Below are 25,384 nucleotides of genomic sequence, written 5' to 3'. Positions count from 1 at the left end.
ACGATAGGCGGTGTATCTTTACCAGTGGCCGGTAGTGATGAGTCTATAGATGAAATAGGCGCCGACCAGCATCATGGCGTAGACCGGCAGGTTGCTGGCTGAGCGCCGTTGCTGGCTACTGATGTGGGTGATGTAGCGATGGAAGGCGAAGGCGGCCACTAGCCCAGCGGCAGTGAGTATCATGTTGAGCGTTGAAGCCATGACCCATTGCACCCAGTCCATCGGCCCCTGATTGCTGCCAAATACATGCACGGCAATGCCGATAAAGCCACACACCATCAAGCCCAGGGTGAATAATGCCTGCACGATTTGCCAGGGACTATCGGGGCGGATAGTGCGGTTCTTACTGTAACGGTTCGGATCCATGCGCTACTCCTTTCAAGCAATATGCGCATCTGCGCGATTCACTGCTTTCAAGCCCGCACAGCGTGCGCGGGTGTTAACTGTTACTGCCTATTGTAGCCGGATTATTCGGTAAATAACTGGCCGGGTCTACCGGTTTGCCTTTTTGGCGGATCTCGAAATGCAGTACCGGTGATTTGTTATTGGCTTGGGCAGGCAAATTGGCCAGTTTTTCGCCAGAGGCGACAAACACGCCTTCTTTGACCAGAGAATTCCCTTGGTGGGCATACACTGACAGCAAGTTGCTATTGTGTTTGATGATGATCAGTTTGCCGTAGCCACGTACATCCATGCCGCTGTAAATGACTTTGCCCGCCCCTGCGGCATTAATCACCTGGCCCGCATTGCCGGTGATATTGAGGCCTTTATTGGTTTGGGCGTCAAAGCCGGTGCTGACTTTACCCGCTAATGGCCATTGCCATTGAATATCTGCATCGGTAATGGCCTCAAGGTCCGTTGCGGTTGCCGTCTTGCCGGTGTCAGCAGGTGTCTGCGCATTGCTTGCTGTTGCAGTCGTCGCGGGTTCAGCAGTGTTGTTAATGTCTGGGCGAACAATCGCTGAAGTCACGACTTCTGCATCATCTGGCGCATTGGCGCTGTCATTGGCTTTGCTATTTGCTGTGCTGCTCGTTGCTTTGGCATTCAGGTTAAGTACCTGGCCAACCTGAATCTCGTAAGGCGCCTGCAACTGGTTAAAGTCTGCCAGTTTCATGAACGGGATGCCAAACTTACGGCCTATGCTGTACAGTGTGTCACCTTTTTGCACCAGGTATTGATTGGCGCCCAACGTTGCCGGGGCGGCTGGTTTGCTCTCACTGGTGGCCGGGCTACTGCTGACCGGCGCACGTGGCATGGGTGAGTTCAAGGCGCAGGCGGCAAGTGTGCAACTGGTGCCCCATACCGTGAGCAAAGTACGAAATCTCATGATAAAGCCGTGCCTCCCAACAATGGAACAAATTTGACCGGCTCCAACGCAATTTGTTGTACACCTTGCGCGCTACGCTCGATCAGATGTAAGACTTGTTCTGTGGTGCCAACCGGGATTACCATGCGGCCACCCACGGCCAGTTGTTCAACCAGCTCTTGCGGCACATGGCTGGCGGCAGCGGTGACCATGATGGCATCAAACGGACCATAATTTTTCAAACCCAGGCTGCCATCGGCGTGATCCAACTTAACGTTGGTGCATTTTAAGGTGCGCAAATGGTTTCTAGCTTTCATCACCAGCGGGCGGATGCGTTCCAGTGAGTAGACTTCGCTACTGACGCGTGACAATACTGCTGTCTGGTAGCCGCAACCGGTGCCTATCTCCAGCACTTTGTTGAGCTGTTTGCCATTGCGCAGGATTTGCGTCATTTTGGCCACAATGTAGGGTTGTGAAATGGTCTGGCCATAACCAATTGGCAGCGAAACATCTTCATAAGCGCGAATAGACAACGCTTCATCGACAAAAATATGGCGCGGAATATCGGCCATGGCGGCGATCACCACTTCATCGCTAATACCTTGTTCGCGCAGGCGGGTCAGCATGCGCTCACGCGTACGTGACGATGTCATGCCTATGCCGGTTTTATTGGATGTTCTTGGAATTGCCATAATACTTAATTCTTGGCTTGCAGCCATTGTTGCATGGTTGCGATTTGCGAATGCTTGGTCAGGTCTACCTGAATCGGGGAGATAGAAACATAGCCTTGTGAGACTGCATAAAAATCAGTGCCTTCACCACCATCGTTTGGTTGCCCGGCAGCGCCTACCCAGTACACGGTTTCACCACGCGGAGTTTGGAGTTTAATCACAGACTCAGCTTTGTGGCGTTTGCCCAGACGCGTGATCTGGCGGCCCTTAATCTCTTGCAATGGCAGGTCTGGCACATTGATATTGAGCAGGGTAGGCTCGGTAAATTCGCTGTGGTTGTATTGCTTGACCAGGTCGACCACGATTTTTGCCGCTGTTTCAAAGTGGGCTGGCTGGTGCTGCGACATAGAGACCGCAAATGAAGGAATGCCTAGCAGGTAGCCTTCTGTCGCGGCCGCGACCGTGCCTGAGTAAATGGTGTCGTCGCCCATATTGGCGCCATCATTGATGCCACTGATCACCATGTCCGGCATGTCTTGCATCAGGCCGGTGAGGGCAATGTGTACGCAGTCAGTAGGCGTGCCGTTGACATAGTAAAAACCATTGGCGGCTTGTTTGACACTCAAGGGGCGATCTAGCGTGAGTGAATTGCTGGCGCCACTGCGGTTACGCTCGGGTGCCACTACCGTAATATCAGCGATTTTGCTTAGGTGGCTGGCAAGTGTGTTCAGGCCTGGTGCCAAGTAGCCATCGTCATTGGATAACAGAATTCTCATGCCCGATATTATATAAGGTTTACCAGGCTTGTCAGCGTCCGTGCACGAAAGAATTTATAGTGAAAATGGCACCTGTATAGACGCTGTTAAAGCGATCTCACGCAGGCTGGTAACTGCGGCCTGTGTATTTGGAATAGGCAATCACGCTGGCAAAGAAAACCAGGCTGAGGATGACTTCTGCCGCTGCCAACCAACGTGCGACCCCTGTCTCTGACCATGCCCTGACGGCGCCTTCGGTGAAGTAGAACAAAATCAGCATGCCTGACCATTGATAGGTATAACGTTTGCCGCGCAAGATGCCAAATAACGGTAGCAGTAAGGGCAGTGTTTTGAGAAACAGCAAACTACCGCCCGCGCGTAAAGGCGCCCAGAAAATCTCCCAACCCAGGCACAAGACAATCAGGCCCAGCAGGCTGAGGCTGGCCGCACTGCGGCTAACGGATAAAATGCGTGGAATCATGATCTACCTGCTTGTGCAAGGGCAACTAGTGCTTTACGCGCGTCCATTGCATTCAATACTGGTTGTTCAAACTGAAAGCGCAACAAGCCTTGTGTTTCTTCGCCCTGATGATATTGCACATCAAAGCCTTCTGCATCCAGGCCGATCATTTCCGCATGATCGGCTGTCACGCCATGCACATGTTGGCAATATTGCAGCAGGCTGTCTTTGTGGTCTTCGTTCATATGGGAAACAATGCCGCCTTCCTGTGCCGCCAGCATGCTGTCAGCCAGGTCGTCATTGAGGGCATCGCCTTCAAACCAGCCCATACGGCCAAAGCCCGCAATATAGCGTACTTGCTCAATCTTGATGCGGTAAAAATGAAAATCATGCATATCAAAGTAACTGGCGGCTTGTGGCAGGTAGCGTAAATAACGCGCACGCAAGTCTTCGTCTTGTTTATCGCAATGAATGGCTTCGCCCATCAGCGTCAGGCGTGCATTGGCTTGCAAATCATCGGCGCCGGAAAACACCAGTAACGACACTTTTGCATTCTCCTGGATATTTTTAGTGTGCTCGGCAATGGTGCTGATCAATAACACCGGCTCGCCCTGCTGGTTACAGACAAAGGGGGCCACAGAGCCAAAAGGGTAGCCAGGATATTTCATCGAATGCGTCGACAAAATGGCATGCCGGGTTGAAAATAAAAACTGACGGGCTTCGTGAGCGAGGGCAGCAGACATAGCTTACTTTTCCTGAAAAACGGTTATTGCAATTTGAGTGCAGTTTCGGCCAGGCGTTTCCCTAGTGCCATGCACAACTTTTTCTCATCCTCTGAAATAGGCTGGTCATCCATGGCGCCACCGATATGGCTGGCACCATAAGGTGTGCCACCTGTTTTGGTGGTGCCCAGTTGCGGTTCAGAGTAGGGTAGACCCAGCATCAGCATGCCGTGATGCATGAGCGGGATCATCATGGTCATCAAGGTCATTTCATTGCCACCATGCAGCGAGCCACTCGAAGTAAACACCGCAGCAGGCTTGCCGATAAGTGCGCCTTTCAGCCACAAACCAGCGGTGCCATCGAGAAAATATTTCATTGGTGCCGCCATATTACCAAAGCGGGTCGGGCTACCCAAGGCCAGTCCGGCACACTCTTCGAGGTCTTGTAAGGTCGCGTAAGGCGCACCAGAGACTGGAATATCCGCCTCTGTGGCTTCACAGTTTGCAGAAACTTTGGGCACTGTGCGCACACGCGCTGTGGCTCCGGCAACACTTTCCACGCCACGCGCGATCAGTTGCGCCATCTCTTTGACGGCGCCGCCTTGGGAGTAATAGAGAATCAGAATGTCTGTCATTGTTTAGAAAATATACGTGATTAGTCAAAGCTAAATCCATAAAACACGTCCAGCGCGTTGTCTGAGCCGGTGCGGGTTTCGATGGAGATGCGTTTGGTCAGTTGATAGGTGAGTTTACCAACATTTAACAGGCCGACAATGCTTTTTTCATAGCCAACCACCAGGTTGCGGTTAATGCGTTTGCCGACGCTGACGGCGTAATTGGTCGGTCCGCTGCCGCGTACGTCTATGCTGTCGAGGCCGACGGCTTGTGCTATTTTGGTTTGCAGTGAGACTGAATCGCCTTGAGAGAGCAAGGCGCCAGCGGCGACTGATAATAAAGCCATATCGCTACTGCCGACTTGCGACATGGGTTGCCCCAGTACTAGCAGCGAGATTTTGTTTTCGTTGCTAGTGTCAGGGGTAGACACCAATTTTAATTGCGGGGTTTGCAGGCTGCCATTGATTTGTATGCCGACTTTGGTGCTTTCCACTTGTCTGGTCGCCAGCATATCAAGGCCGATGTTAGGCAGTTTGCCGCTGAATATCAGGCGACCGGTTTCGATATTGAGTGACTGGCCGTAGGCGATATACGTGCCGGTGATTTCCAGTGTGCCTGCGGCGGTCAGTTCATCCAGCGCGCCATTGAGCTGCATATTGCCACTCAATGCACCGTTTAAGCCTTGGCCGCGCAACATGAATTGTTCGGATTCCTTGAACGGTAATACCAGCGGTTTGTCGCCAAAGTCGAGTGCAAAGTTGTTAAACACCAGTTTCGACGTCGGTTCAGCCTGGCTGGTTTGTGGTGATTCAATCACGACATCTTCGTCCAGTTTTGGCTTGTCGGCTTTCGGCAGTTCAAACAGGCCTTTATGTATCTTGAGCTTGCCGCTGAGCGTGGTTTGCTCACTGGTCATGCTGATGTTGGTATTGCCGCTCAGTTGTACCCAGCGGTCTACGCGGGATAAGGCCTGCAGTTTGTTGAGTTGCATGGCGGCATCCAATTGCCAGCGATCTTCTTTAAACACCAGTTGGCCATTGCCATTGAGTTCGCCAGTTTTGCCAGCAAAGTGTAGTTGGTCAATATTCACCTGGTCGCCTGCCAGCGTGGCATGCAGATTACCTTGTTCCAGCCACAGGCCTTGCGAGGGGACTTGTAAGGCGAGCGCCTGGCCTTGCAGGCTGCCTTGTAATTTCGGCTGAGCGATGATGCCACTGGCCTGGGCATCTATGGTGAGTTGACCGGCTGGCTGCATGTCTGGCATCAGCTTGGCTAGCCAGCCCAGTTGCGAGATATTCGCCTTGAGTTGTGCCGAAAGTGGGGCTGAGCGTTGAATGACCATGCCATTTGCTGTCGGTGTGACGACGGTGTTGCCAGTGAATTGCAGGTCTATTGCGCTGTCTGCACGTATGCTGCTTTGCACACTGATGCGATTATTCTGCGCCTGTACTTCTGTGAAAAGTGTATTGATGCCCAGCCCCTGCCAGCGCGCCTCGCTGTTGTTGTAGGTTTGCCAGTCGCCCGAGGCACGCTCAAGGTGCAGTGTGCCGTTGAGTTGTTCATCTAAGGCGAGCTTCCATTGTGCCGAAACACGCAAATGGTCTGCCGGTAAGGCTTCTGAATGCTCGGGCACCAGCCATGCCATCAGCGCTTGTAGCGGAAATGCCTTGAGTGCCCCTTGCGTGCTGAACTGTACTTTTTCGGCGGGCTGTTGTGTGACCGGGTTAGCGGTTCGTGCCGGGCGGTAGCGCAGTTGATCGAGTTGCAGTTGGCCTGAGAGGGCATTGACGACCAGGTTTTGCAGCTGGAAGCCTTGCTCGTTTTGCCATTGCAGGCTGGCAGGTTGTGCCAATTGAAAGACCTTGCCATTAGCATCTTGCAATTGCGTGAGCTGTGCTTGCCAGGTGTTTGCTTGCCAACTGCCTTCCAGGGCTAGTAATAGGTTGCGCTGCAATAACGGATCAGCATCCTGTACTTTGAGTGCCAACTGGTGTTTTGCCAGCGTGCCCGTCAAGTTGAGTTCGGCATCAATCGGTGGGCTGTCTATGCCGCGTGCGTTCTGCTGTGACAAACTGCGTAGCTTGACCTGGTTTTTGAGTGAGCCCTGTGTCTGATCCGTGGCCTGACCCTGTGCCTCAAAGCCGACTAACGTTAAGCCTTGTGGTAACTGCAATTTCTGGCCTGAGAGTTGGTAGGTAGTTGCAAAGCCACTGGCCGACTGTTGCACCGTGCCAGTGCCTTTTACCTGGCCCGCAAAGCCTGGCATCAGTTGCGCCAGATTCTCGAGCTCGGCTTGCCATGACAACGTGGTGACCACCGCAGTAGAGGTGTTTTTACCGGCTTGTATGGTCAGTTTGTTTTTATCCAGTTGCGCCAGCAAATCCATATGCATCAGTTGCGTGCCTTGCAGGCTGGCACTGCCACGCACAATCAGCGGCTGGCCCTGCAAGCGGCTATCTCCGGCGTCTATGGTTGCCAGCATCTGGCCTTGTTCGGTCAGGCTACCATCGGTGACAATTTTTAAATCCACCTTGCCAGCCAGTTGCGGATGGATATGCTTGGCTTGCAACTGTTGCAGATGCAGTAACAAGTGGCTGTTGCGTGTTTCATCGAGGCCAATGCTGGCGCTGATTTGCAGCAGGTCCTCGGTCTGCCCGCTGGCTGGCACTATCGCAAAAGGTCTGGCTTGTGGCTGGTAGTGATGGTTGGCGGCAATCTCCAGCCGGGTTAAATCACCATGTAGTTCGGTGCGCAGGTGATAAGGTAATTCTGTTTGCGGTTGTTGCACGTCCAGCCAGCCATTGAGCGCGAAGGGCGCAGCATTTTGCATCTGAAAATGGGTACTGACCTTGCCCCACGGACTCAGCGCTTGTGCAATACGAAACTGTAAGGCTTGGTTGTCGGCATCAAGGTCAAACTGAATCTGTGTGATCTCTGAAGTGCTCGTGCCCTGAATAATGGTGAGTCGGTCAATCTGGCCGGAGAGCAAGTGAAACGGCAGGGGAATGTTGATGTGCGATGGTAGCGGTGTTTTTGTAGTTTGAGGCGTTGGCGTGACTTCAGTAGTTGGTTTAAAGCGTAAAGTGATTTGTTTGGCGCGAAACTGCGAGACGGTGAGTTCGCCTTTGGGGGTGACCGCCAGATGCATATTGGAGTCTATGCCATCCACTTTGAGTGTTGCGTTACCCAGGTCAGTTTCAAATTCTTTCAAACTGGTCATCAGCAGCACATTGGCTGCCCACACCATTTGTGGCGTGATGATGAGCGATAAACACAGCACACCATTGAGTATGAGTTTGAGCAAGCGCTTGAATGTGTTTACGAGTGACATCAGAAATTCACGCCCAGGTTAAAGTGCAAACGGTATTCTTTGGTTTCTTCGCCATAGGCGATATCGACGCCGACTGGGCCAATCGGGCTGCGCCAGCGTACGCCCAGGCCGTAGCCGAAGGCCGGGTCATAGTCTTTCCAGCTGTTGGCGGCATGACCAAAATCCACAAACATGGCTGCGCCCCATGAAGAGGTTAGCCATTGCACGATTTCGCTGCTGCCGGTGAGTAAGACGCGGCCACCAACAATCGCGTCAGCTTCTTGCACCCCGAGCGACTGAAAGGCGTAGCCACGTACAGACTGGTCGCCACCGGCACGGAATAAATAGGTTGCAGGTACACTGCGGGCGCCAGTGACTGTGCCGACTTCAATGCGGCCAAGCCATTGCGTGGATTGTGTCAGCGGATAAAAGCCCTGCAACCTGGCTTGTGATTGCAGAAAACGGCCATCTGACAGTTTGTCCAGCGGTGCCAGTTGAAACTGGGTGTTTAAAATCCAGCCTTTGGTCGGTGCCAGCGGATGATCCAGTTTGCGCATATTGAGACCATAGGCCAGTGTGGCGGCCTTATTGAATTGTGACGATTCGCCATCTACGGTTAAGAATTCATACAGCAGATTCGCCCCGATATATTGCTCGAAAATGCCGGGCTGACCCCAGTAGCGGCGTACCCCATTTTGTACGGCAGTGGTGATCTGGCCCTCAAGGTCAGTGCGGGTCACACTGTTTTGTATGCTGTCGCGGTTGCCTTTGTCATCGGTGAGAAAAGTGATGTTGGAGGTGACGGCTTGCAGGCGTTGTTCTAAGCGCAAGCTGCTGTCCCATAACAGGCCGCGGTCAAACAGGTTGCGGTCGGTGTAGTTAAACACGATACGGGCGCCGGTGTTAGTGCTGGCGCCGACGCCGACGCGCACGGTATTTTGCTCCATTTCGTGCACGGTGACGTCTATGTCAGCACTGTGGTCGGTATTGAGCGTCTCGGTTTTGGCGACGACATCCACCGAGCGGAATTTGCCGGTGGCCATAAAGCTGTTTTGTAAGGTGAGTAAATCTGCCTGACGGTAGGGCGCGCCCGTTTTCAGGGTATTGAGCGGGCGTATCAGCGACTCTTTGTAGTGCTGTAGCCCATGGATGTGGACTTCGCCGATGCGCACCGCGGGCCCGGAATCCATGGCAAGGGTAATCAACACCTCTTGAGTTTGCGGATTGACCATGGCCTGCGACGTGGTGATCTTGGCATTAGGAAACTCTGCACGCAGCAAGGTGGCGAGTAATTCGCGTTTGGCGGTAGTCCAGGCTTGCTGGGTAAACGTGCTGTTTACCGGCAGCGGCCAGCTTTTTTGCGCAGCTTCTAAGGTTGTCAGGTGGCTGGGCTGTTGGATTTCGCCTGTAATGGCGACGTTGACCTGGCTGACTTTGGCTTGCGGTGGCAGGCTGATATGAAATTCGGCCAGGTTGACGCTAGGTTGGACGGTGGCGGTTTTGGTTTTAAAGTAACCCTCAGTGGCCAGTAAATCGGCAATTTCTTGCGGGGTTTTTTGTACTAATCGGCGCCATTCACTGTCGTTCATGCGCGGGTTTTGCATGGCTTCGTGGATGGTCAGGTGTTTTTGCAGCAGCTCGCGTAGTGCTGAGGTATCTTCTGGGGGCGTATCGTTGGCGAGTGAAAAGCGTGTTTGGTAGCTGTTGCCAGGTTTAACCTCAAACCAGGGCGTGTCTTGAGCATGCCCGGTGGCTGTCTGTGCTAGCAAAACCAGGGCCAGCAAAGTCAGCATGAAGTGCATTAACTGCTTGCACGTGGTGTTTGCCCAGAACAGGCAGCGAAACAAGATGTTTACTGCCTGTTCATAAGCGGGATGTTTTACATGATGAGCAAGAAAATCTCGGATCAAATCGACTTAGTCAACACTATTTAAATATGCTTCACCAGTTGACTGGCCTTGCCGGTATAAGTTGCAGGCGTCAGTGCCAACAGTGTTTGCTTGGCTTCGGCCGGGATTTGCAGGGTTTCAATAAACGCATGCAGCGATTGCTTATTGATGCCACCTTTGCCACGTGTCAGTTCTTTTAACTGCTCGTAAGGGTTTTCAATGCCATAACGGCGCATCACGGTCTGGATAGGTTCAGCCAATACTTCCCAGCTATTGTCCAAATCTTCGAGCAAACGCTGAGGATTAATTTCCAGCTTGTTCAGACCGCGCAGGCAGGAGTCGTAACCCAGCAAGGTATAGCCAAATGCCACGCCCATATTACGCAATACGGTAGAGTCAGTCAGGTCACGCTGCCAACGGGAGATGGGTAGCTTTTCTGCCAGGTGACGCAATACCGCGTTGGCCAGGCCCAGGTTGCCTTCAGAGTTTTCAAAGTCAATCGGGTTAACTTTGTGCGGCATGGTAGAAGAACCAATTTCGCCAGCCTTGACCTTTTGTTTGAAGTAGCCAACAGAGATATAGCCCCAGATGTCGCGGTTCAGGTCGATCAGGATGGTGTTGATGCGTGACAAGGTGTCATACATTTCAGCCATATAATCGTGTGGCTCAATCTGGATGGTCATTGGGTTATAGGTCAGGCCCAGTGATTCGACAAAGTTTTTAGCAAAGCTTTCCCAGTCAAAGTCAGGATAGGCAGACAAGTGCGCGTTAAAATTACCGACGGCACCGTTGATCTTGCCTAACACTTCATTGGCCTGCAGTTGCTTGAACTGGCGTTGCAGGCGATAGACCACGTTGGCCAGTTCTTTGCCCATGGTGGATGGGCTGGCAGTCTGGCCATGTGTGCGTGACAGCATAGGCTGGTCAGCCAGCGCATGTGCCAGCTCGGTCAGGCGGGCGATCACTGCTTGCAGGTTAGGTTGCATCACCGCATCACGTGCAGATTTCAGCATCAAGGCATGTGACAGGTTGTTAATGTCTTCTGAGGTACAGGCAAAGTGAATGAACTCGCTGGCCTTTTTAATCTCAGGGTTACCGTCAAACTTTTCCTTCAGCCAGTATTCGAGTGCTTTGACGTCGTGATTGGTGCGTGCCTCAATGGCCTTGACCTGTGTGGCATCGGCTTCACTAAAGGCCGTGATGGCAGCATCCAGTTCGGCAATGGTTTCCGGGCTGAACGGTGCAATTTCAGCCAACTCAGGTGCTGCGCTCAGGGCTTTTAACCATGCGACTTCTACCAGTGCCCGGTATTTGATCAACGCATATTCACTAAAAAAAGGGCGTAAAGGATCGAGTTTGGACTGGTAACGGCCATCCAGTGGAGACAGGGCGTTGAGCGTGGTGAGAGACGTCATGGGTAAAAAACTTATCGATTCAAAAGCCGATATTTTACCCAATCCAGCCACGCTTGTCTTTGTTGAATGTGTTTTGCCATTCATAGCAGCCATGTAAACGCGTGCTGAATTTGTCGATTAAAACCGCTTTGTTTGGTAAATTGTGCTTGATTGAGCCGTGACATAATCGCTCACTGGGAATGAATTTCACATGAGACGCCACGTATCGCCATTGATTGCTCGACTGCTGACAGGCTTATGCCTGGCGCTGAGTCTGCTATGGACGCAGACGCTGGCGGATGACTATGTGCTGGCGATGCTGGAAAAAATCAGGCAGCGCTATGGCGAAGAAGCCTACCAGAATGTGATGCGCATGAATGAATTGTTTGCGCAGATTGCGGGTGCCAGTGAAATGACCAAGGTGAGCATGGTCAACGATTTTACCAACCAGCATGTATTGTTTGTGGATGACATTACGCTGTGGGGCATCGAAGATTACTGGGCCAGTCCGCTGGAAACCTTTGGTAAAGGGGCGGGCGACTGTGAGGACTTTAGTATTGCCAAATATACCCTGCTGAAGAAGCTGGGTGTGTCACAGGACAAGTTACGCCTGACCTATGTCCGGGCGCGCATGCCCAGCGGAGCCATTAGGCCGCATATGGTCTTAACCTATTATGCAACACCGAATAGTGATCCACTGGTGCTTGATAACTTGAATTTCGAATTGCTGCCGGCCTCCCGGCGTGGCGATTTGGCGCCAGTGTTCAGTTTTAATGATAAAGGGTTATTCGTTGCCAATAACCCGAATATGCGTGCTGGCTCACCTTCCAACATCTCTAAATGGCGAGATGTATTGACGCGTATGCGACAGGATGGAGTGGAATGATTAAAAACCTGTTAGAAATGTGGTTATTATGGAGGCAGAATGCTAGGCTAGTGCGCGAAGCCTACACGCTCGGCGGGTTATGGCCGAATCTCCCCCAGGAAAGTAAGAGGGCTTTCAGATGTCTTTAGTAAAACAGATCAGAATTGCGATTTCTGTCATTATTTTAATGGTGGCGGCGGGATGCTTGTTCCTCAGCGTTTATGACGATCATCGTTACATGGCGGAACAGCTACAGAAGAAAAATAACGACAACGCCAATGGGCTGGCCATCACGCTTTCGAATATCCAGAAAGACAACGTGACGGTTGAGCTGATTATCAGCGCCCAGTTTGATATGGGGCATTATCGCCGTATTGCCATTATTTCTCCTGATAACAAGCTCATGATAGAGCGGGTGAACCGCAACCCGCATTCTGTGGCACCGGCTTGGTTTCAGTCGGTATTCTCTGTCAGCATCCAGCCCGGCGTAGCCAGCATCCAGTCTGGCTGGCAGCAATATGGCACACTGGTGCTTGAAAGCGAGCCATCGCTGGCTTATGACCAGTTGTGGGAGACTTCGCGCCACGCCGTGTTGTGGACATTAATTGTCGCCTTGCTCAGTTATGTCGTGTCCGGCTTCTGGCTGAAGCGTATCCTGAAACCATTGGATGACGTGATTGCACAAGCCGAAGCCTTGGGTGAGCGCAAGTACATCACCATTGCAGAACCTGCCACAGAAGAGTTCCAGAAACTGGTGCGCACCATGAATACGCTGTCTGACCGCGTTAAATCCATGGTGACGGCAGAGTCTGAGCGCCTGAATACTTTTAACCAGCAAATCAACTACGATGAAGTGACCGGTTTGATGAATCAGTCACATTTCACCAATACGGCTTCGGTTGCCCTCAAAAATGATGGCTTTGTCGAAGGTGTGCTGATTTTGGTGCAACTGCGTAATTTGCCTGACATCGATAAGCAAATGGGCTACAGCGTGACCAACCAGTTGATTAAAAAGGTTGGTGATGCCGTGCAACAGCAGATGGAGCATTACCAGGACGTGGTGTGTGGTCGCCTGGCAGGCGGTGTGTTCGGTATTTTCAGCCGCCAGCCGCTGGATGATTTTGCCGTCACGACCGAGCTCAAACTGGTGCTGGAAAAACTGAACGCGGCGCAGCAGTTATTGCAGTTCCAGTTTGTGGTTACACATACCAAAACTAAAAAAGGCGATGACTTTGTCGATATTCATCGTGTGATGCAGTTTATTCTCGACCTGGCTGAAGACCAGGCGGCGATTCCTATGCGGGTGATGAATGCCAATAGCATCGTCACTTCAAGGAAAAACTACCTCAATCAATGGAAAGAGCAGTTCTTGCAGGCGATTGAACAGAAGCAGATCAAGCTGGCCTGCTACCCGGTGATGCAGCGCGACCAGCAGCTGTATCACTATGAGTGTCCATTGCGTTTGCATATTGATGAGGGTGATCAATGGCTGGCTGCAGGTGCGTTTATTGATTGGGCCAGCCAGCTCGATATGATTAAAACACTGGACGGCCTAGCGTTGGAGTATGCCGTTGATATGCTGACGAAGAACAATGCCAGCCTCAGTGTGAACGTGTCTGCGGCAGCCATGCGCAGTGATGAGTATAAAGATAAGTTGCAAGCATTAATCCTGACAGTGGCAACGCCAGCCCGGTTGAGCTTTGAAGTGGCGGAAGAAGCAGCATTCAGTGATTTTGTTAAATTTAAAGAGTTTGTGCACCTGGTGAAATCCCTGGGTTGCATGGTCGGCCTGGAGCATGTTTCCACTCGCCTGGCGCAATTGGGTGACTTGCATGAACTGGGCCTGGATTACATCAAGTTTGATGCGTCACTGATCCGTGACATTCACCTGCGTCCGCAACAACAGTCCCTCATGCGCGGTTTGTGCATGATGGTACGCACCATGGGGATTGTGCCGATTGCCGAAGGCGTGCAAGACCAGCAAGAGCTGGATAGCTTGAATGCGATCGGTATTGAAGCGGTAACCGGGCCGTTCGTACAAGAAAATTTACAATTTGGTGCGCTGTAGAAATGTCAATTTTTGTAATTTCGGGGTGTTATGCCATATACTCATCGTTTTGATGGTGCTTGGCACGCCATAGAATAAATAATCGGACAGTCAGTCCCTGATTTTGCTCGGATAAGGATAATAATAAGTCATCTGCCATGGAAACGACGCCATACTTTAATAAGACCGCAAAAGACGCTCTGCTCGAGTGTCTTCTTTATATCTGTCGCCATAATCGACTGGCAACAACCCGCGATGCTTTAACTTCTGGCTTACCGCTGGAAGGGGGCAAGCTTAATCCTGAATTGTTTAAACGCTCAGCTGAACGTTTGCGGCTGGAAGTGACGGTGAAGCAGGGGGCGGTTGCAACATTGCTGCAACCTCAGGCAGATGTGACTTTGCTGCTGAATAATCACCGCGCCTGCCAACTGATCAAACTAGATGACAGCCAGCATTTTGCCCAGGTGGTATTCCCAGATTTGTCGCCAGATGCCGTGACCATGAGTCTGGCTGATCTGGTGGCGCAATATACTGGCTATGCCTTGATCACCAAACAGAACTTTATGTTTGATGCACGTACCCCAGAAGTGGGGCGCGTCAAAGTCAGGCACTGGTTTTGGGGAACCTTGGCCGAAAACAAGGGCATTTACCGTGATGTGATGGTTGCAGCCTTGCTGATCAATATTTTTGCCTTGGCCATGCCGCTGTTTACCATGAACGTGTATGACCGTGTGGTGCCAAACAAGGCGGTAGAAACATTGTGGGTATTAGGCATAGGTGTGGCGCTGATTGTGCTGGGCGATTTATTGTTGCGCTCCATGCGAGCCTATTTCCTGGACTGGGCCAGCGCACGTATTGATGTGAAACTCAGTGCGCAAATCATGGAAAAAGTGCTTGGCACCCGTTATGAAGCCAAGCCTAACTCTGTCGGCTCTTTTGCTTCCAATCTGCGATCGTTTGAAAGCGTGCGTGATTTTATTACCTCGGCCACGGTCGTGACGCTCATTGACTTGCCATTCGGCATTATTTTCCTGATTGTCATTGCCTGGATTAACCCTTATATGGTGTTGCCAGCATTGATTGGTGGCGCGATTGTGTTGATTTACTCGCTCAGCGTACAGACCAAAATGCATGATCTGTCAGAAACCATGTACCGCGCCAGCGCCCAGCGCAATGCCACGCTGATTGAAAGTCTGGTAGGCCTGGAAACGGTGAAGTCCATGGGCGTCGAAGGCCAGATGCAGGGCAAATGGGAGAAAAGTGCACTGTTTTTGTCTGAAGTTGGCAGCAAGCTCAAACTACTGTCTTCTTCTATTACCAATGGTACCTATGCCTTGCAGCAAATTATTAGTGTTGCGATTGTGATTTTAGGTGTGTATTTAATCTCGAATGGGGATTTAACCATGGGGGGATTGATTGCCTGCTCGCAATTAACCAGCCGTGGCCTGGCACCTATTTCGCAAATCGCCGGTCTGTTTACGCAATATCACACCGCAGCGACTTCTCTGAAATCGTTAGATGAAGTGATGGGTAAACCGGTAGAGCGTAATAAAGGCGTTAATTTTCTGTCTCGCCCGGCATTCAAGGGTGAGATCGAATTTAAAAATGTTTCTTTTAAGTATCCTGGCTCGGATGAGTTGGCTTTGAACCGAGTCTCTTTCAGGATTCGCCCTGGTGAGCACGTTGGCCTGATTGGCCGTATGGGCTCGGGTAAAACAACCATTAATAAACTGATTCTTGGCCTGTATCAACCAACCGAAGGCGCGATCCTGATTGATGGCATTGATGCGCGGCAGATTGATCCGGCTGAGTTGCGCCGCAGTATTGGTTATGTCCAGCAGGATAACCATTTGTTTTATGGCTCATTGCGTGAAAATATTACCTTGCGTCATCCGCATGCCGATGATCACTCCGTGTTACAGGCGGCGCAAGTGGGCGGTATTGCAGAGTTTGTGAATGCGCACCCCAAAGGCTTTGACCTCGAAGTGGGCGAGCGCGGAGATACTTTGTCTGGCGGCCAGCGCCAGGGCGTGGGCATTGCGCGGGCGTTTGTGACGCAGCCACAAATTGTATTGCTGGATGAACCGACCAGTGCTATGGATCACTCCGGTGAGGAAACCGTTAAACGTAACATCGCCCAAGCCGCAGTTGATAAAACTATGATTGTGATCAGTCACCGTAACGCGATGCTGGAACTGGCAGAACGCCTGATTGTGATTGATGGCGGTCAGGTGGTTGCAGATGGTAATAAAGAGGACGTCACTGCTGCGCTGCGCGCCGGTAAAGTAGGTAAGGCGAGATAACAATATGGCAAAAAAAATATTCGATCAATTAGGTGAAGTCACCAAGCCGGACAGTATCTGGGTGCGCCTCGGCAAGCCAGTGCATGCTCTGGTAGACAAGGTCATCAAAACCGAGACCGCTGAATCACGCACCTGGTCCGAGCAAGCGCATGATGTGATGATAGAAGACACCATGTTGCATGCCAAGTTGATTATGTACGGTATTTTGGCGATTTTGCTGGTGCTACTCGTCTGGGCAAGTGTCGCCAAGGTGGATGAAGTCACTCGGGGCGAAGGGCGTGTGATTCCGTCCCGCCAGATACAGGTGGTGCAGTCTTTGGATGGCGGTATCGTGGTCGATATCATGGTGCAGTTGGGGGATACCGTAAAACGAGGTCAACCGTTAATTAAGATTGACGAAACACGGGCTATTTCTTCATTAAAAGAGAATGAAAGCCAGTATTTATCCCTCAAGGCCAAAGAGGCGCGCCTGAAGGCCTTAGCCAATGGCGGCAGTTTTAATCCGCCGTCTGAAGTACAGCAAAAAACGCCTGATACTTACTTACAAGAATTGCAATTGTTTAATGCCGCCAGGGATGAACTCAACTCACAAATCAATATCGCCAGGGATCAGTTGTCACAGCGCGAGCGCGAGCTGTCTGAAGTGCAGTTTAAGAAAGAAGTGGCGATTAAAACTTATGACTCCACCAGTAAAGAGCTGGCGGCCAATCGCCCTTTGTTAAATAGTGGCGCGGTATCCGAGATCGAGATCTTAAGGTTGGAACGTGATGCCAATCGTGCGAAAGGGGATATTGACCAGGCATCTGCACAAATGGGTCGTTTGACAGCAGCGATTTCTGAGGCTAGGCGTAAAGTGTCGGAAGCACAACAGTCGTTCCTGAGTAAAATTCGTACGGACTTGAACGAAACCACCGCCAAAATTAATAGCCTGACGCAATCCAGTCTCGCACTGTCAGATAAAGTAAAGCAATCTACCTTGACGTCCCCCGTTAACGGTAAAGTCAGCAAGCTGTATTACAACACCGTAGGTGGCGTGATCCAGCCCGGCAAGGAAGTCATGGAGGTGGTGCCTTCTGATGATGCGCTGGTGATTGAAGCCAAAGTGCAAACCAAGGATATTGCGTTTATCCGCCCGCAGCAGCCTGCGGTGATTAAGTTGACGGCTTATGACTACACGATTTATGGCAGTTTGGATGGCGCGGTAGAAGATATTGCAGCAGATTCCACCATAGACGATAAAGGTAATGCATATTATGTCGTTAAGGTAAGAACAGACAAGAATAATCTGGGCGACCACTTGCCGATTATTCCCGGCATGGTGGCACAGGTCGATATTCTGACCGGTAAAAAAACAGTGCTGTCCTACTTATTAAAACCAGTGTTAAAAGCTAAATCTTACGCACTAACCGAGCGCTAATTACTATGAAGCATATATTTATCACTACCTTAAAACAGTCCATAGAATCCTGGCTCAAGGCTTTCCCGCAATTAACGACGATTGCCGATGTTGTGTCGGCAGATGTCGCCGGTGCTTCCATTATCTGGGTACATGCACAAATTGAGCAGGGTAATCAGTGGCGCAAACATGTGCAGCAGATATTAACGCTCTTGCCGTCGGCCAAGGTGATTGTGTTATCTAATAACCCAGATCAAGCAGAAGCGATGCAGGCGCTTGAAGTGGGGGCTGTGGGCTATTTGCATGCTTATGCACACCAGCATGTGTTGCAAGAGGTGTATAGCGTGGTTTCACAAGGCGGTGTCTGGTTAGGGCGCGACGTACTCAAACATTTGATTACGCTGACAACACGCGTGAATCCGCAGTCGGATGCTACTGAAGAAATTTTAGATGGCTTGACCAAGCGCGAGCGCGAGGTTGCATTAGAGGCAGCCAAAGGCAATAGCAATAAAGAGATTGCCCGCACACTTTCTATTTCTGAGCGCACCGTCAAAGCACATTTGACCTCTGTGTTTGATACCTTAAAGGTGCGGGATCGTTTGCATCTGGCACTTCAGTGGTTATACTGATTCTGGATGAATCTTTATAACTTGTTAAGAGTCTGCACATGAAACTAAAAAAAATCGCCTCGGCACTATTAATGGGTGTATTTTCTTTCTCGTCTATCAGTTGGGCTGCCAGTCCTGAGACGCTAGAGAAAATTATCGAAAAGGCTGTCTCCGAAAACCCGGAGGTTCAAGCCAGCTTCCATGCTTATAAAGCTGCAGAGTTTGATGAGTCTGCTGCCAAAGGCCGATACCTGCCAAACTTGACAGTTGATCAAACGTTCCGTAATCAAGAGCGTTTGACGCCAAACGTCAACAACACTTATACACCCAACCAGCAATCCACCTTGACTTTGCGTCAAATGATTTTTGATGGTTTGGCGACGCCTTCCGAAGTTGGCCGTCTTGATCATGTTGCGAAATCACGCTTCTATGAATTGCAAGGCCAAATGCAAGGTGTTGCACTGGATACGGCAACTGCGTATTTTGATTTGCTGCGCTATCGCCGTCTGGTGTCTTATGCACAAGACAACTTTGTCGTGCACAAGCAGGTTTTTGACAAGATCAAATCTCGCGTGGATGCAGGCGTAGGCAAAAAGGTTGACTTGGAGCAGGCGACTGGTCGTTTGGCTTTAGCTGAAGCCAACCTGCTGACAGAAACCACTAACTTATATGATGTGTCTGCCCGTTTTCAACGTCTGGTAGGTGAGTTGCCGCCTGATAATGTCAATGAAGTGATGCTGACAGGTGATGGTTTGGCTGGTAGCGCAGATCAGGTATTGGATACCGCTTACAAGCAAAACCCAAATATCCTGGCGGCTATTGAGAATATTATCGCGGTTGAAAAATCTGTTTCTGGAAAAAAAGCGCCATTTATGCCGAGACTGGATTTGCAAGGCCGCAAAATAATCGATGTGAATGATGCGAGCAAAAACAGCACATTGGCTGCAGATACTTTAGAGGTTACAGCAAGCTGGAACATCTTTAATGGTTTCACTGATAAATCAAACCTGGATTCTGCGGTAGAAACCTTAAATCGCTCACATGACTTGCGTGACAAAGCGTGTATCGATACGCGTCAGCTGGTGGCGATTGCTTACAACAACATCAAGCAATTAACTGAGCAAGTTGCTTATCGCAAGCAACATCAGGATTCTATCGAAAATGCGCGTTTAGCCTATCGTAAACAATATGATATTGGCCAACGTACTTTGCTCGACTTACTGGATACTGAAAACGAATACTTCCAGTCCCGTCGTAATTTTACCAATGCTGAAATGGATCTTAGCACTTCTTACGCAAGAACATACGCTGGTCAGGGTTTGTTGCTGAGCAAGCTGGGTGTGACGCGTGCTGACGTGGGTGAGTATCCACGTGAAGAGTACATGGATCGCGAGAATGTATGTAAAGCCGTTGCGCCTACACAAGTAGTGCCTGACAAAGCTGCATTGTTAGCTAACGCTAAACCTTGGGAAGGCGAAGCCTTCAAGCCAAAAACACAAGAAAAAGCGACGATGAAATTCACGCCGCGTATCTTGTTCCAGGCAAATAGCGCCATCATCTTGCCAGAGTCATATGCAGATTTGGATATCGTATACGACGTTGTTAAAGAGTGGGGCAATGACAAGGTTGAAATCGCTGGTCATACCGACAAGCGTAATACCTCAAAAGAGAAGTACAACCTGGTCTTGTCAGAGAAGCGTGCAAAAGCGGTTGCTGACTACCTGGTCAAAAAAGGCATGGATGCCCAGCGTCTGGTCGTAAAAGGCTATGGTTTCTCACAGCCGATTGCTGAAAATGACCCTGTAAGTGGTAATGATGCCAACCGCCGTGTTGAAGTCATTCGCTTCCAGTCTGTTGCTCAGTAATATAGCGCTTACCTCCCGCATGTCGGGGGCGTAAAAAAGCGGTGCCAAATTGGCACCGCTTTTTTTATATCTGCCAGCGCCGCTTGGCAAGCATGGCGGCCTCTATATCTGGTTCAGGCATTGTACTTTAGTACAATAGATTTCTGTTTTGTATTCGCGTTTAATACGACACTATCAGAATTGTCTCAATCTTAAATGAGGATAAAAAATGGCTACAGTAATCGGAACTGTCACAAATATTCAAGGGATGGCTATCGTTGTAGATGCGAGTGGCAATCGCCACATGCTGAAAGTCGGTGAAGTGTTGCATGCGGGTGATAAGGTCATTACCGCTTCAGGTGCTGCAGTTGCCGTAAAACTGGCGAATGGTGAGACTGTGAATTTTGCCGAAGCGCAAACAGTGAAGATTACTGATAACTTGGCTCAGGTGGACGTTTCTGACGTCACTGAGAATGCTGTTAACCAAACAGTGTTTGACGCAGTACTGACTGCGTTAAATGAAGGGCGTGATATCACCGAGGTGCTGGATAGCCCTGCAGCAGGTGAGGCCGGTAGTGATGGTAATGCGAGCTTTGTTAACCTTGATCGTATTCAGACTGACAATGCTGGTGGTGCCAACTATGATGGTGGTACAGGTGCAGGTGGTGCAGCGACAGGTGGCAGCATCGCGCCTAACTATGTTTATCTGAGTCCTGCTAGTGGCGCGCCTGGTGTAGAGTTGATCGATGATATTGGTAACGACGGTTATTTAAACGCCAGTGAATTGAAAGGCCTGTCTACAACAGATGCAAGAGTCACTTTGCCTGCAGGTCTTGAGCCAGGAGATGTCGTTAATCTTGTTCATAATAGCGGCACGATTAATGTTGTTTTGACTGCTGCAGACATTGCTACGGGTTCCGTTATTATTGCTGTTCCTGTTCCGCCATCTGGTGATACTTTGACTGTCACAGCGAGCATTACAAATCAGTCTGGTCAAACCTCGCCATCAAGTTCAGACTCCGCGATTATTGATACGGTTGCACCTAACACGCCTGCCTTTGAGGGTTTTGACGATGTTGGCACTGTGCAAGGTGTGATAGTTAATAAATCAACTATTGATGACACGAAACCGGAGATTCGTGGTTCTAATGGTAATCCAGGAGAAACGATTACAATCTATGACAATGGCACCAAATTGGGTACTGCTATTGTTAAAGCTGATGGCACTTGGACATTTACACCAGCCACTCCTATGGCAGATGGATCTAAACACAGTATTCAAGTAACTGCTACAGACATTGCTGGTAATGAAAGTCCGAAGTCTCCTGCGTTAGAGTTTACGATTGATACCACTGCACCAAATATCCCAGCCTTTGAAGGCATCGATGATGTTGGTCCAACTCAGGGGCCAATCGCCAACAACTCAACTATTGATGATAACAAGCCTGAGATTCGTGGTTCTAATGGTAACCCTGGCGATACAGTTACTATCTATGACAATGGCACCAAGCTTGGTACCACTGTTGTTCAGCCTGATGGTAAATGGACATTTACCCCAACAACGCCGTTGGTTGACGGTTTACACAGCATTACTGTGACTGCAACTGATCCAGCTGGTAATACCAGCGATCCATCAGCACCGTTGAGCTTCACAATTGATACCGTTGCACCAAATACCCCTGTTTTTGAAGGCATCGATGATGTTGGTCCAACTCAGGGGCCAATCGCCAACAACTCAACCATTGATGATAACAAGCCTGAAATTCGTGGTTCCAATGGTAACCCTGGCGATACAGTTACTATCTATGACAATGGCACCAAGCTTGGTACCACTGTTGTTCAGCCTGATGGCACTTGGACATTTACACCAACAACACCATTAGTTGATGGCTTGCACAGCGTGACTGTGACTGCGACTGACCCAGCTGGCAATACCAGCGATCCATCGACACCGTTGAACTTTACCGTCGATACAGTAGCGCCTAACATCCCAGCATTTGAAGGTTATGATGATGTAGGCACAATCCAAGGTGTGATTGTTAATAACTCTTCGATTGATGATAACAAACCAGAAATTCGTGGCACGGGCGGCAATTCTGGCGATACGGTGACTATTTACGATAATGGCACCAAGCTTGGTACAACCCTTGTTAAACCTGATGGCACCTGGACATTTACGCCAACAACACCATTGGCTGATGGTGGTCATAGCATCACGGTAACAGCGACAGATCCAGCTGGTAACACCAGTGATCCGTCCGCATCATTGAACTTTACGATTGATACTGTTCCACCAGCGCTGTTTATTAGCCTGGACGCAAACGTTGCAGGTGATGGCATTGTGAATGTGGCTGAATCTACTGCGGCTGCGATCCCAGTAACTGGTACAGTAAGCGGCCAATTTAAAACGGGTGACATTGTCACGGTGACCGTCAACGGTAAAGACTTCACAGGTGCTGTGACTGCGGCAGGGACCTTCTCAATTAATGTTCCTGGTGCTGATTTGGCGGCTGATGCTGACCAAACAATTGATGCGCGTGTTACGACATCAGACATCGCAGGTAATACCACGACAGCAACAGATACCCAGACTTACACAGTCAATCTGTTGCCGCCAGCACTGGCGATCAGCCTGGATGCAAACGTGGCAGGCGACGGCATTGTGAACGTGGCTGAATCTACTGCGGCAGCAATCCCAGTAACAGGTACCGTGAGTGGCCAGTTTAAAGTGGGTGATGTTGTTACCGTAACTATCAACAACAAGGATTTTACTGGCACAGTACAAGCTGGCGGTAAGTTCTCAATTGATGTTCCTGGCGCCGACTTGGCTGCTGACTCAGACAGCACGATCTTTGCAAGCGTGACAACGACCAACGCCGCAGGTAATAGCGCGACAGCAACCGATACACAAACATACACTGTGAATGTATTGCCACCAGCATTGGCAATTAGCTTAGATGCAAACGTTGCAGGTGACGGCATTGTGAATGTGGCTGAATCTACAGCCGCTGCGATTCCAGTGACTGGTACAGTGAGCGGCCAGTTCAAAACTGGCGACATTGTGACGATTACGATTAACGGTAAAGACTTTACTGGCGCAGTGGCGACAGACGGTACTTTCTCCATTAATGTGCCTGGTGCAGATTTGGCTGCTGATGCAGACAGCACAGTATTTGCGAGCGTGACTACGACAAACGCGGCAGGTAACAGTGCGACAGCAACAGATACACAGACTTACACAGTAAACCTGTTGCCACCAGCACTGGCGATCAGCCTGGATGCAAACGTTGCCGGTGATGGCATTGTGAACGCTGCTGAATCTACAGCTGCTGCGATTGCAGTAACTGGTACAGTGAGTGGTCAGTTCAAGGTTGGTGATACCGTGACTCTGACGATCAACGACAAGAGCTTCACTGGTACGGTATTAGATGGTGGCAAGTTCTCTATCAATGTGCCAGGTGCTGATTTGGCAGCTGATGCTGATGCCACAATTTTTGCGAGCGTGACGACAACAAACGCTGCAGGTAACAGCGCAACAGCCACTGACACCCAAACTTATACTGTCAACACAGCACCGCCAGCAGTTGCCATCAGCCTTGATGCGAACGTTGCAGGCGACGGCATCGTGAACGCTGCTGAATCTACAGCCGCTGCGATTCCTGTGACTGGTACCGTGAGTGGCCAGTTTAAAACTGGCGACATTGTGACGATTACGATTAACGGTAAAGACTTTACTGGCGCAGTTGCGACAGATGGTACCTTCTCCATTAATGTGCCTGGTGCCGATTTGGCTGCTGATGCAGACAGTACCGTATTCGCCAGCGTCACTACCACCAACGCTGCAGGTAACAGCGCAACAGCCACTGACACCCAAACTTATACTGTCAACACAGCACCGCCAGCAGTTGCCATCAGCCTGGACGCGAACGTTGCAGGTGATGGCATTGTGAACGCCGCTGAATCTACGGCCGCAGCAATCCCAGTGACTGGTACCGTGAGTGGCCAGTTTAAAACTGGCGACATTGTGACAGTGACCATTAACGGTAAAGACTTTACTGGTGCAGTTGCGGCAAATGGTACTTTCTCTATTAATGTGCCTGGCGCAGATTTGGCAGCAGATCCTGACGCAACTGTATTTGCGAGCGTGACGACAACAAACGCGGCAGGTAACAGTGCGACAGCAACCGATACGCAAACATACACTGTGAATGTCTTGCCACCAGCCGTTGCAATCAGCCTGGACGCGAACGTGGCAGGCGACGGCATTGTGAACGTGGCTGAGTCTACTGCGGCAGCAATTCCAGTGACTGGTACGGTGAGTGGCCAGTTTAAAACTGGCGACATTGTGACGGTGACGATTAACGGTAAAGATTTCACTGGCGCAGTTGCGACAGATGGTACTTTCTCGATCAATGTGCCTGGTGCAGATTTGGCAGCAGATCCTGACGCAACTGTATTTGCGAGCGTCACGACAACAAACGCGGCAGGTAACAGTGCGACAGCGACAGATACTCAAACCTATACCGTCAACCTGTTGCCACCAGCACTGGCGATCAGCCTGGATGCGAACGTTGCAGGCGACGGCATTGTGAACGTCGCTGAGTCAACTGCTGCAGCGATTCCAGTGACTGGTACAGTCAGTGGTCAATTTAAAGTAGGTGATGTTGTTACTTTGACCATTAACAACAAAGAGTTCACCGGCACAGTGCAAACTGGCGGTAAGTTCTCAATTAATGTGCCGGGTGCAGACCTGGCAGCTGACTCTGACAGCACGATCTTTGCAAGCGTGACGACAACTAATGCTGCAGGTAACAGCGCAACAGCGACGGATACACAAGACTACAAACTGGCAGTGAATCCAAACCTGTTTGCAACCATTGCTCTGGATGCCAACTTCGCTGGCGACGGTATTATTAATATCGAAGAAGCCAAAGCAACCACAACTATTGCGGTGACTGGTACCGTTGGCGGTGATGCTAAAGCAGGTGATCCAGTCGTTGTTACTATCAATGGCAAAGATTACAACACAACTGCTATTACTCGCCCTGACGGCAAACTTGGCTTCAGCGTCAATGTGGCTGGTAACGAACTGGCTGCTGACCCAGACAAGACTATCGATGCGAAGGTGACAGTGACTGACAACGCTGGTAACACAGCAAGCCAGTCTACCCAGTTGACTTACAGCCTGGACCTGACGCC

Annotated in this window: 17 protein-coding genes; 7 read left to right on the top strand and 10 right to left on the bottom strand. The window is 50.5% G+C overall.

Annotated features, from left to right (window positions below):
• Positions 1–18: 18 nt before the first annotated feature.
• The 10 genes from INP78_RS14280 to purB all read right to left on the bottom strand — a co-directional run bounded on the left by INP78_RS14280 (position 19) and on the right by purB (position 11,143).
• Positions 19–366 carry a hypothetical protein gene (locus tag INP78_RS14280; protein WP_194742873.1) on the bottom strand — a complete coding sequence of 116 codons (348 nt, stop codon included), beginning with the start codon at positions 364–366 and terminating at the stop codon, positions 19–21.
• Positions 367–439: 73 nt separating this feature from the next.
• The gene (locus INP78_RS14275) at positions 440–1,327 is read right to left on the bottom strand and encodes a peptidoglycan DD-metalloendopeptidase family protein (protein ID WP_194742872.1); all 888 of its coding nucleotides are present in this window, start codon (positions 1,325–1,327) and stop codon (positions 440–442) included.
• Positions 1,324–1,998 (bottom strand): protein-L-isoaspartate(D-aspartate) O-methyltransferase, encoded by a 675-nt coding sequence (locus INP78_RS14270; protein ID WP_194742871.1) that lies wholly within the window; start codon positions 1,996–1,998, stop codon positions 1,324–1,326. Before INP78_RS14270 ends, INP78_RS14275 begins: the two co-directional genes overlap by 4 nt.
• Before the next feature lie 5 nt (positions 1,999–2,003).
• Positions 2,004–2,753 carry a 5'/3'-nucleotidase SurE gene (surE, locus tag INP78_RS14265; protein ID WP_194742870.1) on the bottom strand — a complete coding sequence of 250 codons (750 nt, stop codon included), beginning with the start codon at positions 2,751–2,753 and terminating at the stop codon, positions 2,004–2,006.
• A 97-nt stretch (positions 2,754–2,850) separates the two neighbouring features.
• On the bottom strand, positions 2,851–3,213 hold the full coding sequence (locus tag INP78_RS14260) for a DUF2069 domain-containing protein (RefSeq protein ID WP_194742869.1): 363 nt from the start codon (positions 3,211–3,213) through the stop codon (positions 2,851–2,853).
• The gene (locus INP78_RS14255; protein WP_194742868.1) at positions 3,210–3,935 is read right to left on the bottom strand and encodes a HugZ family protein; all 726 of its coding nucleotides are present in this window, start codon (positions 3,933–3,935) and stop codon (positions 3,210–3,212) included. The genes INP78_RS14260 and INP78_RS14255 overlap by 4 nt, the downstream gene beginning before the upstream one ends.
• 23 nt (positions 3,936–3,958) lie before the next feature.
• Positions 3,959–4,549 (bottom strand): NAD(P)H:quinone oxidoreductase, encoded by a 591-nt coding sequence (wrbA, locus tag INP78_RS14250; RefSeq protein ID WP_194742867.1) that lies wholly within the window; start codon positions 4,547–4,549, stop codon positions 3,959–3,961.
• Positions 4,550–4,569: 20 nt separating this feature from the next.
• Positions 4,570–7,860: a translocation/assembly module TamB domain-containing protein gene (locus INP78_RS14245; RefSeq protein WP_194742866.1), complete on the bottom strand. Its 3,291-nt coding sequence runs from the start codon at positions 7,858–7,860 to the stop codon at positions 4,570–4,572.
• Positions 7,860–9,632, bottom strand: coding sequence for an autotransporter assembly complex family protein (locus INP78_RS14240; protein WP_228522925.1), 1,773 nt, complete (start codon positions 9,630–9,632; stop codon positions 7,860–7,862). Before INP78_RS14240 ends, INP78_RS14245 begins: the two co-directional genes overlap by 1 nt.
• A gap of 137 nt (positions 9,633–9,769) precedes the next feature.
• The gene (gene purB, locus INP78_RS14235; protein WP_194742865.1) at positions 9,770–11,143 is read right to left on the bottom strand and encodes an adenylosuccinate lyase; all 1,374 of its coding nucleotides are present in this window, start codon (positions 11,141–11,143) and stop codon (positions 9,770–9,772) included.
• A gap of 190 nt (positions 11,144–11,333) precedes the next feature.
• Between purB and INP78_RS14230 the strand changes: the two genes are divergently transcribed.
• From INP78_RS14230 to INP78_RS14200, 7 genes are all read left to right on the top strand, one after another.
• Entirely contained in the window at positions 11,334–12,008 is a 675-nt protein-coding gene (locus tag INP78_RS14230) for a transglutaminase-like cysteine peptidase (protein WP_194742864.1), read from the top strand.
• 118 nt (positions 12,009–12,126) lie between these two features.
• Complete coding sequence (locus tag INP78_RS14225) at positions 12,127–14,055, top strand: EAL domain-containing protein (protein ID WP_194742863.1); 1,929 nt, start codon at positions 12,127–12,129, stop codon at positions 14,053–14,055.
• A gap of 137 nt (positions 14,056–14,192) precedes the next feature.
• Entirely contained in the window at positions 14,193–16,337 is a 2,145-nt protein-coding gene (locus INP78_RS14220) for a type I secretion system permease/ATPase (RefSeq protein ID WP_194742862.1), read from the top strand.
• Between the two features lie 4 nt (positions 16,338–16,341).
• Complete coding sequence (locus tag INP78_RS14215; RefSeq protein WP_194742861.1) at positions 16,342–17,754, top strand: HlyD family type I secretion periplasmic adaptor subunit; 1,413 nt, start codon at positions 16,342–16,344, stop codon at positions 17,752–17,754.
• 5 nt (positions 17,755–17,759) lie between these two features.
• A complete protein-coding gene (locus INP78_RS14210; RefSeq protein WP_228522924.1) occupies positions 17,760–18,362 on the top strand; it encodes a response regulator transcription factor in 603 nt (200 codons plus the stop codon).
• Between the two features lie 38 nt (positions 18,363–18,400).
• On the top strand, positions 18,401–20,206 hold the full coding sequence (locus INP78_RS14205) for a TolC family outer membrane protein (RefSeq protein ID WP_194742860.1): 1,806 nt from the start codon (positions 18,401–18,403) through the stop codon (positions 20,204–20,206).
• 208 nt (positions 20,207–20,414) lie between these two features.
• On the top strand, positions 20,415–25,384 hold a 4,970-nt coding region (locus INP78_RS14200; protein WP_194742859.1), incomplete at its 3' end, for a retention module-containing protein.

This window comes from Methylophilus sp. 14, assembly GCF_015354345.1.
GTDB lineage: Bacteria > Pseudomonadota > Gammaproteobacteria > Burkholderiales > Methylophilaceae > Methylophilus.
This window is presented reverse-complemented; position numbering and strand designations above follow the sequence as displayed.